Annotated in this window: 16 protein-coding genes; 7 read left to right on the forward strand and 9 right to left on the reverse strand. The window is 57.7% G+C overall.

Features of this window, described 5'->3' with window-relative positions; genetic code table 11:
• Positions 1-38: 38 nt before the first annotated feature.
• The 4 genes from glmU to ACR0D7_RS03200 are packed head-to-tail and all read left to right on the forward strand — an operon-like array spanning position 39 to position 4,454.
• Positions 39-1,391 carry a bifunctional UDP-N-acetylglucosamine diphosphorylase/glucosamine-1-phosphate N-acetyltransferase GlmU gene (glmU, locus tag ACR0D7_RS03185; protein WP_480677701.1) on the forward strand — a complete coding sequence of 451 codons (1,353 nt, stop codon included), beginning with the start codon at positions 39-41 and terminating at the stop codon, positions 1,389-1,391.
• Between the two features lie 2 nt (positions 1,392-1,393).
• Complete coding sequence (gene glmS / locus ACR0D7_RS03190; RefSeq protein ID WP_480677702.1) at positions 1,394-3,214, forward strand: glutamine--fructose-6-phosphate transaminase (isomerizing); 1,821 nt, start codon at positions 1,394-1,396, stop codon at positions 3,212-3,214.
• 3 nt (positions 3,215-3,217) lie between these two features.
• Positions 3,218-3,760 carry a pyridoxamine 5'-phosphate oxidase family protein gene (locus ACR0D7_RS03195; RefSeq protein WP_480677703.1) on the forward strand — a complete coding sequence of 181 codons (543 nt, stop codon included), beginning with the start codon at positions 3,218-3,220 and terminating at the stop codon, positions 3,758-3,760.
• Between the two features lie 7 nt (positions 3,761-3,767).
• Positions 3,768-4,454, forward strand: a complete 687-nt coding sequence (locus ACR0D7_RS03200) for a DNA alkylation repair protein (protein WP_480677704.1) — start codon at positions 3,768-3,770, stop codon at positions 4,452-4,454.
• Here ACR0D7_RS03200 and ACR0D7_RS03205 read toward each other — a convergent pair.
• Positions 4,442-4,858 (reverse strand): hypothetical protein, encoded by a 417-nt coding sequence (locus tag ACR0D7_RS03205; protein ID WP_480677705.1) that lies wholly within the window; start codon positions 4,856-4,858, stop codon positions 4,442-4,444. The genes ACR0D7_RS03200 and ACR0D7_RS03205 overlap by 13 nt on opposite strands.
• 90 nt (positions 4,859-4,948) lie before the next feature.
• Between ACR0D7_RS03205 and moaA the strand changes: the two genes are divergently transcribed.
• The gene (gene moaA / locus ACR0D7_RS03210) at positions 4,949-5,956 is read left to right on the forward strand and encodes a GTP 3',8-cyclase MoaA (RefSeq protein WP_480677706.1); all 1,008 of its coding nucleotides are present in this window, start codon (positions 4,949-4,951) and stop codon (positions 5,954-5,956) included.
• Between the two features lies 1 nt (position 5,957).
• Positions 5,958-7,280 (forward strand): 3-deoxy-D-manno-octulosonic acid transferase, encoded by a 1,323-nt coding sequence (locus tag ACR0D7_RS03215; protein ID WP_480677707.1) that lies wholly within the window; start codon positions 5,958-5,960, stop codon positions 7,278-7,280.
• A 42-nt stretch (positions 7,281-7,322) separates the two neighbouring features.
• On the opposite strand, the gene ACR0D7_RS03220 is transcribed toward ACR0D7_RS03215, so the two are convergent.
• From ACR0D7_RS03220 to ACR0D7_RS03250, 7 genes are all read right to left on the reverse strand, one after another.
• The gene (locus ACR0D7_RS03220) at positions 7,323-8,486 is read right to left on the reverse strand and encodes a M20 aminoacylase family protein (RefSeq protein ID WP_480677708.1); all 1,164 of its coding nucleotides are present in this window, start codon (positions 8,484-8,486) and stop codon (positions 7,323-7,325) included.
• Between the two features lie 58 nt (positions 8,487-8,544).
• Positions 8,545-9,687: an MFS transporter gene (locus ACR0D7_RS03225; RefSeq protein WP_480677709.1), complete on the reverse strand. Its 1,143-nt coding sequence runs from the start codon at positions 9,685-9,687 to the stop codon at positions 8,545-8,547.
• A 68-nt stretch (positions 9,688-9,755) separates the two neighbouring features.
• On the reverse strand, positions 9,756-11,033 hold the full coding sequence (locus ACR0D7_RS03230; protein ID WP_480677710.1) for a DUF3422 family protein: 1,278 nt from the start codon (positions 11,031-11,033) through the stop codon (positions 9,756-9,758).
• A 107-nt stretch (positions 11,034-11,140) separates the two neighbouring features.
• The gene (locus ACR0D7_RS03235; protein ID WP_170568968.1) at positions 11,141-11,497 is read right to left on the reverse strand and encodes a VOC family protein; all 357 of its coding nucleotides are present in this window, start codon (positions 11,495-11,497) and stop codon (positions 11,141-11,143) included.
• Positions 11,498-11,654: 157 nt separating this feature from the next.
• Entirely contained in the window at positions 11,655-13,103 is a 1,449-nt protein-coding gene (locus tag ACR0D7_RS03240; protein ID WP_170568966.1) for an NAD(P)(+) transhydrogenase (Re/Si-specific) subunit beta, read from the reverse strand.
• Between the two features lie 13 nt (positions 13,104-13,116).
• Positions 13,117-14,688: a Re/Si-specific NAD(P)(+) transhydrogenase subunit alpha gene (locus tag ACR0D7_RS03245; RefSeq protein WP_480677711.1), complete on the reverse strand. Its 1,572-nt coding sequence runs from the start codon at positions 14,686-14,688 to the stop codon at positions 13,117-13,119.
• A 130-nt stretch (positions 14,689-14,818) separates the two neighbouring features.
• Complete coding sequence (locus tag ACR0D7_RS03250; RefSeq protein WP_480677712.1) at positions 14,819-15,268, reverse strand: methyltransferase family protein; 450 nt, start codon at positions 15,266-15,268, stop codon at positions 14,819-14,821.
• A 172-nt stretch (positions 15,269-15,440) separates the two neighbouring features.
• Between ACR0D7_RS03250 and kynU the strand changes: the two genes are divergently transcribed.
• Positions 15,441-16,634, forward strand: a complete 1,194-nt coding sequence (gene kynU, locus ACR0D7_RS03255; RefSeq protein ID WP_480677713.1) for a kynureninase — start codon at positions 15,441-15,443, stop codon at positions 16,632-16,634.
• Here kynU and ACR0D7_RS03260 read toward each other — a convergent pair.
• Entirely contained in the window at positions 16,627-17,205 is a 579-nt protein-coding gene (locus tag ACR0D7_RS03260; RefSeq protein WP_480677714.1) for a TetR/AcrR family transcriptional regulator, read from the reverse strand. The two genes, kynU and ACR0D7_RS03260, sit on opposite strands and share 8 nt — an antisense overlap.
• Positions 17,206-17,280 lie beyond the last annotated feature (75 nt).

The raw sequence follows: 17,280 nt of genomic DNA on the forward strand, positions 1-17,280 counted from the left end.
AAACGGACCGCAACAAAACACAAAGAGAAATCGGTTTCATGAGCACTGCCCTTGTCATCCTTGCCGCTGGAAAAGGCACCAGGATGAATTCGGATATCCCCAAAGTTCTGCACCCCATCGCCCAGGCCCCCATGCTGATTCACGCCATGCGCGCGGGTGCCGTGCTGTCGCCCGAGCGCACCGTGATCGTCACCGGACATGGGGCCGAGACCGTGGCAAAAGTTGCCACTGCCGAAGACGAAGGCGCACAGATCGCGGTTCAGGAAGAACAGTTGGGAACAGCCCACGCCGTCGCACAGGCCCGCGACGCGTTGGACGGATTCATGGGTGATGTCGTGGTTCTATATGGTGATACACCATTTATTTCGCCCGATACACTAGAACGCATGATCGCTGCACGGGCGGAAAATGATCTGGTCATTCTGGGGTTCGAGGCCGCTGATCCCGCGCGCTATGGCCGCTTGGTCATGAAAGGCGACAATTTGGAACGGATCGTCGAATATAAAGACGCATCGGATGAAGAACGTGAAATAACCTTCTGTAACTCAGGTCTTTTAGCATGCAATGCACAGACGCTGTTTTCGCTGATCGACGCGGTCGACAATAACAATGCTTCGGAAGAATACTACCTGACTGATGTTGTCGAAATCGCCCGCGAGCGTGGATTGCGGGTGACGGCAGTGGCCTGTGATGAAACACAAACACTGGGCGTCAACTCGCGCACTGATTTGGCCGCAGCAGATGCCGTGTTTCAGGCCAGTGCGCGCGCCGAACTGCTGGATCTTGGTGTGACCCTTATGGCCCCGGATACCGTCTATCTGGCCGCCGACACCATTATCGGCCGTGATACGGTGATCGAACCTAACGTGGTCTTCGGCCCCGGTGTCACCGTCGAAAGCGGTGCAACGATACGGGCATTTTCGCATCTGGAAGGCTGCCATGTCAGTCGCGGCGCCGTTGTTGGCCCCTACGCCCGCCTGCGCCCCGGAGCGGAGCTGGCGGAAAACACCCGCATCGGCAACTTTGTCGAGATCAAGAACTCTGAGATCGCCGAGGGCGCCAAGGTCAATCACCTCAGCTATATCGGCGATGCTTCGGTCGGTGCGGCTTCGAATATCGGCGCGGGTACAATTACCTGCAACTATGATGGCGTGATGAAACACCGCACTACGATTGGTGAGAATGTATTTGTCGGCTCAAACACCATGCTGGTTGCTCCGGTGACTCTGGGCAACGGCGCGATGACGGCGACCGGCACTGTAGTGACACGTGATGTTGAACCTGATGCTCTGGCCGTGGCCCGAGCCAAGCAGGACAACAAGCCCGGCTACGCACGTAAATTATTTGACATGTTGAAGGCGAAGAAGGCTCGCCGCGACAAAGGAGCCTGAACATGTGTGGAATCGTAGGTGTACTGGGCGAACACGAAGCCGCCCCCATTCTGGTCGAAGCCCTGAAGCGGCTGGAATACCGCGGTTACGACAGTGCGGGCATTGCCACGGTCAATAACGGCGCGCTTGGTCGCCGCCGCGCGGTGGGCAAGCTGGTCAACCTCAGCGACTTGCTGGTGCATGATCCGCTGCCAGGGAAATCCGGTATCGGTCACACCCGTTGGGCCACCCATGGCGCGCCCACTGTCACCAACGCGCACCCGCATCAGGCGGGGCCGGTCGCCGTCGTACACAATGGCATCGTCGAAAACTACCGCGAATTGCGGGCCGAACTTGCCGAGCATGGTGTAAAATTCGTCACTGAAACGGACACTGAAACGGTGGCCCTGATGGCCGCGCATTACCTCGACAGCGGCCTTTCCCCTGTCGACGCTGCATTCAAGACCATCAACCGCCTTCAGGGCGCCTTTGCACTGGCCTTTTTGTTTGACGGCGAGGACGACCTGATCGTCGCCGCGCGCAAGGGCTCGCCGCTTGCAATCGGGCACGGAACTGGCGAGATGTTCGTCGGCTCGGACGCGATTGCCCTGGCTCCACTGACCGACCGCATCACTTATCTGGAAGAAGGCGATCGAGCGGTGTTGACCCGCACTTCGCTGGAAATTCGCGACGAGGCCGGAGAACTGGCCAACCGCGAGACCCGAAAAATCAAACTGGATCAAACGCGTGCGGACAAGGCTGGCCACAAGCACTTTATGGCCAAGGAAATCGCCGAGCAACCCGTTGTGGTTGCCGAGGCAATTCGATCCTACCTGCCAACTGGCGGGGATGAGGTCGTCCTGCCCGGTGATCTGGACTTCACCAAGCTGGACCGTCTGACCATGGTTGCCTGCGGCACAGCGTTCTACGCCTGCCTGACCGCAAAATACTGGTTCGAACAGTTGGCGAAGATACCCGTCGAAGTTGATATCGCCAGCGAGTTCCGCTATCGCGAGCCTCCGATTCCTGGCCGCACGGCAGCTCTGTTTGTCAGTCAATCGGGCGAAACTGCAGATACGTTGGCCGCGTTGCGGTATTGCGAGGGCAAGGCCGACAAGATCGTGTCGGTGGTCAATGTCCCCGAAAGCTCAATCGCGCGGGAAAGCGATATCGCACTCCCCATCTATGCTGGGGTCGAGATTGGCGTGGCCTCGACCAAGGCTTTCACCTGCCAGCTAAGTGTGCTGCTGATGCTGGCGCTCAAGGCTGCTGCGGATCGCGGAACGCTGAGTGACGAAGAACTGGCAGATCACGCTGCAGCCCTTCGCGGGTTACCCACGGCTTTGAACACAGCCTTGGATCAAAACCGCGCCATTAAGAAATCCGCTCAGCGCCTGTCCGAGGCCCGCGATGTGCTGTTTCTGGGCCGTGGATTGATGTATCCTCTAGCGATGGAAGGTGCACTGAAACTCAAGGAAATCAGCTATATCCACGCCGAAGGTTATGCATCCGGAGAACTGAAGCATGGCCCGATCGCCCTGATCGACAAGCACATGCCGGTGGTTGTCATGGCCCCCCGCGATGCGGTGTTCGACAAGAGCGTCTCAAATATGCAGGAAGTCATGGCGCGCAAAGGCAAGGTCATTCTGGTCTCGGATGATGACGGTATCGCCGAGGCCGAGGACGGCGTCTGGAGCACCATTCGCATGCCTCATGTCCATCCCAGCCTAGCCCCGATCCTCTATTCGGTACCGGCACAGTTGCTTGCCTATCACACAGCGGTTGCCAAAGGGACGGATGTGGACCAACCTCGTAATCTGGCAAAATCCGTTACGGTAGAGTGAGACATGGCCAAGAAATTCCCGGAACTGGACGCCAACCAGCGCAAGTTCATTGAAGAGCAGCACATCTTTTTCGTTGGCACTGCAGCGTCCGAGGGGCAGGTAAATATCTCGCCAAAGGGCATGGATTCCTTGCGTGTTCTGGGGCCGAACCGGATTGTCTGGATGAACCTGACAGGAAGTGGCAACGAAACCGCTGGGCATTTGCTCGACGCCAACCGCATGACGCTGATGTGGTGTTCTTTCACCACGCGTCCGCTGATCCTGCGTACCTACGGGACGGCGCACACATTTCATGTCGGCGACGAAGGCTGGGACGAACTGGCTGGTCTGTTCCCTGTTCACCGCAGCGCACGTCAGATTTATGATCTGAAGGTCGATCTGGTCCAGACCTCCTGCGGCTATGCGGTGCCCTTCATGGATTACCAATCCGACCGCGACACCATGCAGAAATGGGTGGACGGCAAGTCGGATGACGACATCCGCGCCTATTGGGTAGAAAAAAACCAGCAAACCATCGACGGCAAGCCCACCCGCCCCGCCGACTGAACCGTAGATGCTGAATACCTATCTCGACCAGATCAAGGCGCACGCCGAACCCGAGCGCGCCGAACAGATGTTGGCCTATCACAAGGTTGACCGCCCCTATCTGGGCGTCGCAAATCCTGTTCTGAACGACCTGACCAAAGCCTGGCGCCAGGAACTGGACATACCCATGCGCGTGAATCTGGCGGACGCTCTCTGGCAGACCAATATCCATGAGGGCCGTGTAGCGGCGGCCAAGTTGCTCACGCAGGCGCGCATTCGGCCCGACGAAACGGTTTGGCAGTTGCTGCAAAGCTGGCTACCCGATTTCGACGGATGGGCCGTGGCCGATCACGCCTGTATGGCGATCCAAAAACGGCTTTCAGCCGACCCGACCCGGCTGGACCAGGTGGAAACCTGGACAACCTCGGACCATATGTGGACCCGGCGTGCGGCATTGGTGGCCACCCTGCCCTGGACCAAACAAAACCACCCTAAAACCGATGATCTGGCGCGGCGCGACCGAATCCTGAGTTGGACAGCGGGCTATGTGCCCGACCGCGACTGGTTCATCCAAAAGGCTATCGCCTGGTGGCTGCGTGAACTGTCGAAACACGACGCCCCCAGAGTGCTCGCCTTTCTTGATAAGCATGGCGATGCAATGAAACCCTTTGCCCGCCGCGAAGCCGGAAAATACCTGAAAGGTCAGTTGGAATAGACCTGTAGCTCGACCAATTCGTCGAACGGCAGCAGCAGTTCTCGCATCGCGTCCAGCGACAAACGGCTGCCTCCGCTTTCTGGCCCCGGCGCTGGCACAAGGGTGATATAAGCCTGCGCGCCAGTTCTTGGCACAACCACGCGTCCTGTAAATTCCGTATCGACCAGCGGCGTCTCTAACCAGCGCCCCGGTGTCGTTGGATCACCCAATGCGGCAATCGTGGTTTTTGCACCAACCCAACTGGCAGCAGTGGCTGCTACGGGCTCCGGCTCGAAAACCTCTTCTGTCACGACCTCTTCTTGCTCGGCGACTACGTCGCCCTTTCCAAAAACGCGATCCGTCGTCGACCGCACGGTGTCGCAACCCGCAATAAGAACACACAAAGCCAAAAGCATAAATCTCATGCCTAAAGCCTACCGTCCTGCGCGCATCTGTACCAGCGCAAAGGAAACTTCGCCCTTGTCGCGACCCTGTCGCAGCTTTACCTATACCGAATGACTGCTCCGCTTATCGACCCGTTCGCTCGTGCGATTACCTATCTCCGCGTCTCCGTCACGGATCGCTGCGATTTCCGCTGTGTGTACTGCATGTCCGAGGACATGAAGTTCCTGCCCAAAAAGGATCTGCTCACGCTGGAAGAGTTGGATCGTATGTGCTCAACCTTTGTAAAGATGGGGGTTGAAAAGCTGCGGATCACCGGGGGCGAACCGTTGGTGCGCCGCAATATCATGACGTTTTTCAACAGCATGACCCGGCATCTGGACAGCGGCGCATTGAAAGAGCTGACGCTGACCACCAATGGATCTCAGCTGCATCGCTTTGCTGACGATCTCTATACCGCAGGTGTGCGCCGGGTGAACGTGTCACTGGATACATTGGATGAGGACAAATTCGCCCAGATCACCCGCTGGGGCCGCCTGAAACAGGTGTTGAACGGCATCGATGCAGCGCAGAAGGCCGGACTGCGGATAAAAATCAATGCGGTGGCCCTGAAGGGGTTCAACGAAGAAGAGCTGCCCACCATCACAAACTGGTGCGCCGAGCGCGACATGGACCTGACCTGGATTGAGGTCATGCCGATGGGCGATATCGGCAACGAGGATCGTCTGGACCAATACTGGTCACTGAAAGACGTACGCAAAGAATACGAAAACCACTTTACCGTCACCGACCTTGCTGAACGAACCGGTGGGCCAGCGCGCTATGTGCGGCTCGAGGAAACCGGGCAAAAGATTGGCTTCATCACGCCACTATCCCATAACTTCTGCGAAAGCTGTAATCGGGTGCGTCTGACTTGCACTGGTGAGCTGTACATGTGCCTCGGCCAAGAGGACATGGCCGACCTGCGCGGCGCTCTGCGCGACCATCCTGACACCGAGCAACCGCTCGAAGACGCAATCCGCGCGGCGATCAACCTCAAGCCCAAGGGCCATGATTTCGATTATTCCCGCCAAGCGGTCGACGGAAAGATGAGCCGTCACATGAGCCACACCGGCGGCTGACATGCCGAACCAAACTGGTCGACCGACCCTGCTTTATCACCTGTATTGCGGTGTGACTGCCGTAGCAGGCCCATTGGTCTGGCGCACGGTAAGGAAGAAATTGCAGGCAGCTGGCGTCTCCACGGACCGTCAACGGGAACGCTTGGGCTATGCCAGCCTGCCCCGCCCCGACGGTCAGCTAGTCTGGTTTCATGCAGCCAGCGTAGGCGAAACGCTATCTGTCATCAGCCTGATCACGCGGCTGGGTAAGCGGCTACCGCAGGCCGAGTTTCTGATCACCTCCGGCACACCCACCTCTGCCGCATTGATCAAAAAACGCATGCCCCCGCGTGCGCGTCACCAATACCCACCTCTGGATACTTCCGGCCCTGTGCGACGTTTTCTGGATCATTGGCAGCCAAACGCCGCCATCTTTGTCGAAAGCGAACTCTGGCCACGTCTGATTGTCGAAGGTGCCGCGCGCGGCATTCCTTTGACCTTACTGAACGCTCGTCTGTCGGACAGGTCGGTTGAAGGCTGGAAGAAACGACCCAACACGGCGCGGTTCATTCTGGACCATTTCCGCCTGTTTCTGACCCAGAACGACAAGACAGCGCAAAACCTAACCGACATGGGCGCGCGCGCCGAACGCGTGCAGCCCGGCACAAACCTCAAAGCCATGTCCGACCCCCTGCCGGTGGATCAGATCACGCTGTCTGATATTCGTGCACAGATCGAAAACCGCCCCATCTGGATCGCCAGCTCAACACACGCGGGCGAAGAGGAAACCGTACTGGCCGCACATACCGAGCTTCTCAAACGCTGGCCAGACCTGCTGTTGTTGCTGATCCCGCGCCACCCGGAACGCCGGTCCGAGGTGGCTACTCTCGTGGAACACGCCGGGCAAATCGCAGCCATCCGGTCCCAGGAAGATAAAATCACTCAACAAACGCAGGTCTACATTGCCGACACGCTGGGTGAAACCGGCACTTGGTACGCGCTCTGCCCCATCGTGTTTCTGGGTGGTTCATTAAAAGAAATCGGCGGCCATAACCCCTTCGAACCCGCACAAGCGGGCGCAGCAGTGATCACTGGCCCTGGTTTTTTCAACTTCGCCGAAACCTTCGCCCCGCTGATCGAAACCGGCGGCGCACTTCAAGTCCAAACTGCCCCCGAACTGGCCAAGGCTGTTGCAACCTGGCTATCAGATCAATCCGCTTTGGACACGGCGCGCATGGCGGCGAAATCCTGCGTAAACACCCAAAAATCGGCACTGGATGCAATCGTCGAAACGCTCTGCGCCCAACTCGACCTGACAGACCCGGATCCAAGTTCATCTGGCTAAAAATATCCCGGGGGTGCGGGGGCAGAGCCCCCGCCCTTTCCATCAAGCAGCCGGCATACGCTGCTCGACAATCTCAGCCCACCAACTGCACCCAGCCGGAATAGCTTCGTCGTTAAAATTATACTCCGGATGATGCACTGCGGCCGTATCGCCATTACCGACTAGAATGTACGCTCCCGGCCGCTCTTCGAGCATAAAGGCGAAATCCTCACCGCCCATGATTAATGGCGCCTCATCACAGTTACCCGAAACAGACCGGGCGACATCGGCGGCGAAATCGGTCTGCTCATCGCTGTTTACCATCACGGGATAACCGCGGTAGTAAGTCACCTCGGCAGTCCCACCAAACGTCGCGGCAACACCCTCGCAGATTTCCCTGATGCGTTTCTCCGCCAGGTCCCGCATCGCTGTGCTCATCGTGCGGACGGTGCCTTTGATCTGCACCCTTTGCGGGATCACATTGAAGGCCGTGGACGACGTCTCAAATGACGTGACCGAAACCACGACCTGATCCACCGGATCGGCATTGCGCGACGCGACCGTCTGCAGCGCCAGAACCGCCTGCGCCGCCATCACGGTCGTATCCACAGTTTCATGAGGTTTGGCAGCGTGGCCGCCCTTCCCTTCGAATGTAATGTCGAACTGGTCCGTGGCCGCAAAAAACGCACCGGGTCGAATGGCAAAACTGCCTACGGGACGTCCGGGCCAGTTGTGCATACCGTAGACTTCCTGAATGCCCCAGCGATCCATCATTCCGTCTTCGCACATCTCGCGGCCGCCACCGCCGCCCTCTTCGGCGGGCTGAAAAATCACAACCACTTTGCCGTCAAAGTTCCGGGTTTCCGAGAGGTACTTCGCCGCCCCAAGCAACATCGCCGTATGCCCGTCATGCCCACAGGCATGCATCGCCCCATCCGTCTTTGAAGCATAGTCCAGACCCGTCGCTTCATGGATCGGCAGAGCATCCATATCGGCCCGCAAACCGATCACCTTGCCGCGTGTATCAACTTTGCCCCTGATCACTCCTACAACTCCGGTGCGGCCAATACCGGTGACCACCTCATCACAGCCGAATTCTTTCAGCTTCTCGGCAACCAGCGCGCTGGTTCGATGCGTTTCAAACAGGATCTCCGGGTTTTCATGAATGTCACGCCGCCATTCAGTGATTTCACCCTGCAATTCAGCGAACCGGTTTTTGATCGGCATGGTTTTCTCCCATTTTATTTTGTTGCTCGGGGTACTGCCCCGGCGAACAATCGTAATTTCAATTTGCCGACGCAGGCCGCAGCGCTCCAGACAGAAGGACAATCAGTACGGCCAACGGCAACAAAGCTGCAAACGCTAAGCGCAATGTAAGCATTTCGGCCAGAAACCCAATAAGCGGTGGGCCGATCAGCAACCCTCCATAGCCCAGCGTCGCCACACTGGCGATCGCCTGACCCGGCGGCACATGCGGGTCATTGGCAGCCCGGCTAAAGGCCAACGGCATGATCACGGCATATCCGATGCCCATCAAAGCGAAGCCCGCCAGCGCAATCTCGGCCTCTGCCGCAGAGACCACAGCGAGCACACCCAATGCGGCGCAAACACCCCCGAAACGCGCAGTGGCAACGGGTCCGAACCGAGCAATGACCAAACCACCCGCCAGCCGGAAAACCACCATTGTCACCGAGAACACCGCATAGCCCAGCGCCGCGACGCTTTCTGCTGCCCCGGTCTCGTCGCGCATGAAAATCGCGCTCCAGTCCGCCACAGCCCCCTCTCCCAACGCTCCGCAAAGCGCGGTGAAACCAACAAGGATCAGTGCACCCGAAGGCAAGGCAAGGACGGCACCGCCTGCAGATACAGCCTTGCGAGATGTCCAGTGTACCCAAGACAGAGCCAACGCCGAGATCACGACAAGCCCTCCTGCCAGCAGGAAATGCTGCATCACCGTCAACCCTGCTTGCACCGCTCCGTACCCGCTGAACGCACCCAACCCGGCCCCAAGGCTCCACATCGCGTGAAACGAGGACATGACGGGCTTTTCATAGGCTTGCTCAACTTCCGCCGCCCAAGCGTTCATGGCAACGTCCATCGAGCCGTGAAACGCACCGAAGAAAAACAGAAACGCCGCCAATGACCAAAACCCACCGGCCATGGCCAGCAGGATCAAAGACAACGTGTAAAGCACAGCAATGACGCGAGTGATCGTTACTGCGCCGAACCAGTCTGTCAGCCGACCCGTTACCGGAAATGAACACACAGCCCCCGCTGCCATGAACAACAAGCCATAACCCAAAGCCTCATGCGATAGGTCCAACCGGTCCCGCACGGCGGGAATACGAGACGCCCAGATGCCAAACAGTGCACCATTCAGGATGAACATGGCAGCAACGGCCCGCCAAGCGGCCAACAATCCGATCAAAGGGCATCCTTCGCAACTAGCGCTAAATGCACCTGTTTTACAGGCTAGTGACGCTTTGGCAAATACGCCTATTCCAACCGCTTGCGTATTCGGCGAATGGCCAACCAAACACAAAAAACAACCGGAATTGTTACCGCTGAAGTCAGCATTCCTTTGCTTAGCTGGTCCTCAGCAAACGGGTGCAAAAGATCGCGAACCAACGAGACCGCATAATAGCTGATTGCAACGACCGACAGCCCCTCGACGGTGTATTGCAGCCGCAACGCAATATCAGCGCGACGATCCATGCTCTCCAGCAACGCTTGGTTTTGGGCGCTCCGCTCGACATCCACCCGCGTTCGCAGCAACTCGCCCGCGCGAATGGCGCGGTCAGACAGCGCCTGCAGACGGCGCTCCGTCGATTTCACAGTACGAATGGCTGGGTCATAGCGGCGCATCATGAAATCAGCAAAGCTCTGACCGCCTTCGAAACGCTCTTCGCGCAAGACCTCGATCCGCTGGTTTACGATAGCCTCATAAGCGCCTGTTGCTCCGAAGCGGAAAGAACATTGCGCTGAAAGTGTCTCAAGTTCGGTCGATATAGACAACAGATCGGGCAGCAACTCGTCGGGATGGGCCATATTATCGGTCATCTGACCCATCAGCTCTGTCAGTTTCGCATCCAGTTCGCCAATCCTGGGGGTCAGTTTCTTGACGCGAGCAAAGCCTAGCATGGACATGGCTTTGTAGGTCTCGATTTCACAAAGACGTTGGATAATACGTCCCGTTCTGCGCCGTCCGGCGCCTTTGGAAACGAAAAGCGCAAATCGCATGTGCCCCGCCGGATCGATGCGAAAATCGCTGGCGCATACCGCAGCATCGTCTAACACACGAGCCGCCGCCAGGCTTTCAGGCTCGAACCAATTCAGCAGCGACGCTTTGACAGCATCATCCTCTTGCCGCTCAACTACCCGGATCATGGCCGAAGTAATGCGCTGACCTTCGCTGGCCTTCAGCCAATCAGGGGGGAACACCTCAAAATCGGCCGGATTGAAGGGGCGGTCGCTCACGTTCTTCGTAATTGCTGTAAAGGTCACGAATTCGGTGTGCTGTTCCCATTTCAGCCAATGACGCCCAATCTGGCCAGCATAGTGTGTGGCCTGAGGCTGCGGATGCTGCGCCCCGTGACGATCCAACAGATTGATCAGATGCGCCAGCTCCTTGTCCCGATCCCGAGCTACAGCGGCCACCGGATTTTTGATCGCCAAAAAGGTTACAGTGCAAGGCGTATCAGCCACAGGAAATGGGCGCGCGTGCAGTTCATTGGCCAGAGAATAGCGCAAAGGGTGGTCGTCGATGGTCGTCATAAGGGGCTCCGGTTCGTCCACCGCACTATACGGCACACCAAGAATACATCAATTATCTTTTTATTTCATGCACTTACAAGGATACAACGGTATACATTCCAGCTATCCTATTGATTTGGTTGCCACAGCTCGACGGGATTTCCTTCGGGGTCGTGAATACGGGCGAATTTTCCAACCTCACTGTCCCATTCGGCACGAGTTTCAACCGGAATCCCCGCTGCTTCTAACTGAAAGATCATGGCCTCCAGATCATCGACACGAAAGTTGATCATCCATTGCCGATTAGTCGGCCCAAAATACGTCGTGTCCTGCGCGAAAGGGGCAAACACAGTGTACCCTTCGCGCTGCTTCCACGGAACAGACCCGCAGGGATCAACTCCAAGATTTTCTTCATACCAAGCGCTCAAGGCTTTAGGATCACGGGCCCGAAAGAACACGCCGCCTATGCCGTTCACCTTCTGCATTGCAGTCCCCCCACTGTGCTCAGGTTGAACATAGCACACCCCGCCCGCTTCATCTGGCCGCAAATATCCTGGGGGCTTGGGGGGCAAAGCCCCCTACCAAACAAAAAAGAAAAGGGCGCCCAAAGGGCGCCCTTTGCAGTTCGAAAAACCTAAATGATCAGTCGATCATCGGCAGCAGCTTATCGAGCGACTCCTTGGCGTCGCCATAGAACATGCGGGTGTTCTCTTTGAAGAACAGCGGGTTTTCGATGCCCGAGTAGCCAGTGCCCTGACCACGCTTGGACACGAACACCTGCTTGGACTTCCAGCATTCCAGAACCGGCATCCCGGCGATGGGGCTGTTTGGGTCTTCCTGCGCCGCAGGGTTCACGATGTCGTTCGAACCGATGACGATGGCCACATCCGTCTCAGGGAAGTCCTCGTTGATTTCGTCCATTTCCAGAACGATGTCGTAAGGAACTTTCGCCTCAGCCAGCAGCACGTTCATGTGGCCCGGCAGACGACCGGCAACTGGGTGGATCGCGAAACGCACCTCTTTGCCCTTGGCGCGCAGCTTGCGGACCAGTTCGGAAACCGACTGCTGTGCCTGCGCAACGGCCATACCGTAACCCGGGATGATGATAACGCTGTCGGCGTCGTTCAGAGCTGCGGCAACACCATCGGCGTCGATCGCCACCTGCTCACCTTCGACCTCCATCTGCGGCCCCGAAGTGCCACCAAAGCCACCCAGGATCACGCTGACAAAGTGACGGTTCATCGCTTTGCACATGATGTAGGACAGGATCGCACCCGACGAGCCCACCAGCGCACCGACCACGATCAGCAGATCGTTGCCAAGGCTGAAGCCGATCGCAGCAGCCGCCCAGCCCGAGTAGCTGTTCAGCATCGACACAACCACCGGCATGTCGGCGCCGCCGATGCCCATGATCAGGTGATAACCGATGAACAGAGCAGCCAGCGTCATCAGGATCAGCGGCAGCAGGCCACCGGATGCTGTGTACCAGACCAGGCAGATCAGCGAGAGACCCGCAGCGGCTGCGTTCAGCGCATGACCGCCGGGCAGCTTAGTCGCCGCCGAGGTCACCTTACCTGCCAGCTTACCATAGGCCACGACCGAACCGGTAAAGGTGATCGCACCGATGAAGATGCCCAGAAACAGTTCCACATGCAGGATTGCAAGCTCGGCCGAGGATTTCTTGGCGATCAGTGCAGCGAAGGTTCCAAAACCTTCCTTGGCCAGCTTCGCATCAGCAGAAGCAAGCGCCTGCGCCACGTTTCCGATCTCGAAATGCGCGTTGAAGCCAACGAAAACAGCCGCCAGACCAACTAGCGAGTGCATCGCGGCCACCAGTTGCGGCATCTCGGTCATCTGGACGCGCTGCGCCACATACTGACCAATCAGACCACCGCCGATGATCAGCAGCAGCGACAGCAACCAATAACCCGAACCGGGGCCAACCAGCGTGGCAAAGACCGCCAGCGCCATACCGACGATGCCGTACCAGACCGCGCGCTTGGCGCTTTCCTGGTTCGACAGACCGCCGAGCGAAAGGATGAAGAGAACAGCCGCAACAACATAGGCGGCAGTAGTGAAGCCAAATTCCATCTACCCGGCCTCCTTAAGATTTCTGGAACATGGCGAGCATGCGCCGGGTGACAAGAAAACCGCCGAAGATATTGATCCCGGCCATGAAAACGGACAGCGCCGCCAGCAGAATAACAAGGAACGAGCCCGATCCGATCTGCATTAGCGCCCCGACGATGATGATCGACGAGATCGCGTTGGTGATCGCCATCAGCGGCGTATGCAGGCTGTGCGCAACGTTCCAGATCACCTGGAAGCCAACAAAGATAGCCAGCACAAAGACGATGAAGTGCTGCATGAAGCTGGCCGGAGCGATCAGCCCCACCAGCAGCATCAGCGCACCGCCGACACCCAGCAGGGTGAACTGCTGCTTGGTCTGCGCCTTGAAGGCCGCGATCTCCTGCGCCTTTTTCTCTTCCGGGGTCAGTTCCTTGACCTCAGGCTTTTTCTGCGCCGCGATGGCCTGAATTTTAGGCGGCGGCGGCGGGAAGGTGATCTCTCCCTCATGGGTCACGGTCGCGCCGCGGATCACGTCATCTTCCATGTTGTGATTGATCTGACCGTCCTTCTCGGGCGTCAGGTCAGTCATCATGTGACGGATGTTGGTCGCATAGAGCGAAGAGGATTGTGCCGCCATCCGGCTGGGGAAGTCGGTATAGCCGATGATGGTCACGCCATTGTCGGTTACGATCTTCTCGTCCGCGACGGTCAGTTTGCAGTTGCCGCCCTTTTCCGCAGCAAGGTCAACGATAACCGAGCCGGGCTTCATGCGATCGACCATATCCTTGGTCCAAAGCTCAGGAGCCTCACGGTTCGGGATCAGCGCCGTGGTAATGACGATGTCCATCTCGGGTGCCAGCTCGCGGAACTTGGCCAGCTGCGCGTTGCGGAATTCTTCGGACTGAACCGAGGCATAACCGCCGGTGGCCGCGCCATCCTGTTGGTCTTCTTCGAAGTCCAGATAGACAAACTCGGCCCCCATCGATTCGACCTGTTCGGCCACTTCAGGGCGCACGTCGAATGCATAGGTGATCGCGCCCAGAGAGGTCGAGGTGCCGATCGCCGCCAGACCAGCCACACCAGCGCCGACAATCAGCACTTTCGCAGGCGGCACTTTACCAGCAGCCGTCACCTGACCAGTGAAGAAACGGCCAAAGTTGTTACCGGCCTCGATCACCGCGCGGTAACCAGCGATGTTCGCCATCGACGACAACGCATCCATTTTCTGAGCGCGCGAAATACGCGGCACCATTTCCATGGCGATGACGTTGGCACCTTTGGATTTAGCCAGCTCCATGCCTTCTTCATTGCCCGCAGGGTTGAAGAATGAAATCAGTGTCTTACCCGCAGACAACCGCTTTAGCTCGGCCTCTTCGGGCTGGCGAACCTTGGCGATGATATCCGCAGTTTTCCACAGCGATGCAGCCGTCTTGACGACTTCAACGCCTACAGCTTCGTAAGCTGCATCAGAAAAGCCCGCAGCTGCGCCTGCGCCCTTTTCGATCAGGCATTCATAGCCCAGTTTCTGTAACTGAACCGCAGAATCAGGCGTCATCGCGACCCGGTTCTCTCCGTCCAGTATTTCCTTTGGTGTGCCTATCTTCACTGGCAGATCCCCCTAATTTTCACTCAGACTGAGCGGGTGGTCGGTATTGTTTGTTAAGCGAACGTGTATCCTGCGCAACATTATTTCGCAAGCGCAGCATTTGCTGCGTTGCATCATGGTCACGGTTCCTTCATATCCAGCGCCGTGTCCGGCGTTCATAGCGGGCGAAATCAGCGCGAAAAGTGCGACGCAAACGATCCTCTTCCGGCAGGATAAAACGGCGCTCAAGCACCCACACAAACACGGGTACGAGCACCAGCGACAGGACCGCATCAAATCGTAGAACCAAGCCCGCCAGGATTAGGACATCACCAAGATAGATTGGATTACGGCTACGCTTGTAAATGCCCGATTGCACCATGGCAGTTGGCGTTTCATGCGGAATTACTGTTGTTTTGTGGCGGCGAAACTCAACAATAGCCAATACCGCAACCAGGATACCTGCGCCGATCAGAAGTCCGCTGAGCAGATCGGTCAGCCCGCTATCCAGCGACAACCCGAGTGGAAAATGACGCGCTTGCAGCCATGCCAGCAATGCAAATCCAATCAGCCAGACGGGCGGTATGTCGATCCAGCGCATGCGCACTCTCCGCAAGTGGCGCCACGCAGAGCACGTGTCGCTTCTGACCGATGTCCTACCGCTTTCAGACCCAAATGGCAAAGCTTGGGTTGTCGCATCAATGGACAGGCATAAATGGATCGGATAGGCCGAATCAAAGCACTGACCCAGATCAAAAGATTGTGAGCCCCCGATGACCGACTTTGCCGTGACAAAAGCCATGTTCGACCTGCCAGATGGCGTCATCTATCTGGACGGAAATTCGCTGGGTCCGTTGCCCAAGGCAGCAGGAGGCCGGGTTAACGACATGCTGGTCAAGGAATGGGGGCAAATGTTGATCACCGGCTGGAATAAGGCCGGATGGATGGCTTTGCCGACGGGGTTGGGCGACCGCATTGGTCGCCTTGTCGGAGCAGAACCCGGTACTGTGGTGACCGGGGATACACTCTCAATCAAGGTCTATCAGGCCGTGGCCTCGGCCCTTGAGTTGCGCCCGGATCGCAAGGTTGTGCTGTCGGACAACGGCAATTTCCCTTCGGACCTTTATATGGTGGACGGTCTGTTGCGCTCTCTGGGCCCAGATTACGAACTGCGCGTCGTTGCACCTGAAGAGGTCGCCGCAAGCATCACCGAAGATGTCGCCGTTCTGATGCTGACCGAAGTCGACTATCGCCGCGGAAGAATGCACGACATGAGGGCGTTGACCGAGTTGGCTCATGCGAATGGGGTGGTCACTGTCTGGGATCTGGCCCACTCTGCCGGAGCTATTCCAGTGGATCTGTCCGGCTGCAACGCCGATTTCGCAGTGGGCTGCACCTATAAGTACCTCAACGGTGGCCCAGGCGCCCCCGCCTTCATTTATGTCGCGCCGCGTCTGACCGACCGTGCGCGCCCTGCCCTGTCGGGCTGGCTGGGGCACGAGGCCCCTTTTGCCTTTGATCTGGATTACCGCCCCGGCAGCGGGATCGAGAGGATGCGTGTCGGCACCCCTCCTATCATCCAGATGACCGCCCTCTCCGCTGCAATGGACATCTGGGACATGGCCGATATGGCCGATGTGCGCGCCAAATCCATCGAACTAACCGAGTTGTTCATCTCCCGCGTGGAAGCGACCTGCCCCAAGTTAGAACTGGCCAGCCCGCGCGATCCAAACCAGCGCGGCAGTCAGGTGTCGTTCCGATTTACTGATGGCTACGCGGCTATGCAGGCGCTGATCGCGCGCGGTGTGATCGGAGATTTCCGCGCGCCTGATATCATGCGGTTTGGTTTCACGCCGCTTTATATCGACGAACAGGACGTTGAACGCGCAGCCGACATCATGGCCGACATCATGAGCAACCGCCTGTGGGACGCGCCAGAATACAAAGTGCGGCAGCGGGTTACTTGACCTCAAGCCCTGCGCTGATCAGCGCTGCGATCTGCGCGACCTGCTGTTCATAAACATCAGCACCTGCGCCGATCAGCTTAAGCCCTTTCAGCGTAGCCGTGATCGTCCGGCCGGTCTCGGCCGCACTCGTCAGCAGACGCACACGCCCCAACTGTTCTTGCTGCGAAAGCCACTCGGCATAGACGCCCGCCAATCCGGCTTCTCCCTCTGCAATGATTTCAGAGGACATGGACTTGGTGTTATCCAGCATCTCAAGCCCGTGAGGCGACGCCAGTATCTTTGCAATCCCTGCCGTCTGGGTCTGAATCGCGTGGGTCAGAACCTCAGCCACTGAACCCTGCGTCGCCAGCGCTGCGGCAACTGCTGCCGTTTTTTCAACGTAGTAAAACTCGGTCAGTTTGCTGACGATCGCCTCTTTGTTCTTGAAATGCAGATACAGCGCTGGCCGGGACATCCCCGCCCCGCGCGCTATGTCATCCATCGAGGTCTTTCGATACCCATATGTGGAAAAGGCCTGAAACGCCGAGTCCAGGATCGCCTTTTGCCGTGAATCGTCAACTGCTTCCACCATACCTGAACTCGTGACATTATTTGTTTGTTTTGTCAATTGACACACTGACACTTTTCGACAATTATGTCAGAAACC

The sequence above is a fragment of the Ruegeria sp. BB7 genome (genome assembly GCF_056539365.1).